Origin of the sequence: Halomonas sp. ND22Bw (assembly GCF_003011945.1) — a bacterium.
Lineage (GTDB): Bacteria > Pseudomonadota > Gammaproteobacteria > Pseudomonadales > Halomonadaceae > Halomonas > Halomonas halophila.
This window is the reverse complement of record NZ_PXWD01000297.1, coordinates 1-382: the sequence shown is the minus strand read 5'-3', so window position 1 is coordinate 382 and position 382 is coordinate 1. Positions and strand designations below refer to the sequence as shown.

The following is a 382-nucleotide window of genomic DNA, read 5'->3' as shown; positions in this document are numbered from 1 at the left end:
CGCGCTGATGCAGGCCAAGGGCACCACCGCCGCCGCGCCGGTGCTGTTCCGGGCCTACAAGAAGGAATCCGAGATCGAGGTCTGGAAGCGCGCCGCCGGCGGCCGCTTCGTTCACGTGAAAACATTCCCGATCTGCCGCTGGTCGGGCCAGCTCGGACCCAAGACCAAGCAGGGCGATCGGCAGGCACCGGAAGGCTTCTACACCGTGACGCCGGGCCAGATGAACCCCAACTCGTCCTACTACCTTTCGTTCGACACCGGTTACCCCAACGCCTACGACCGGGCGAACGGACGCACCGGCAACTACATCATGGTGCACGGTACCTGCTCGTCCTCGGGCTGCTTTGCCATGACGGACGAGTCGATGGGCGAGATCTACGCC

Annotated in this window: 1 protein-coding gene; it reads left to right on the top strand. The window is 64.9% G+C overall.

Annotated features, from left to right (window positions below; genetic code table 11):
- Positions 1–382, top strand: a 382-nt coding sequence (locus CVH10_RS18150) for a murein L,D-transpeptidase family protein (RefSeq protein WP_146143028.1), incomplete at both ends; no start/stop codon positions are given.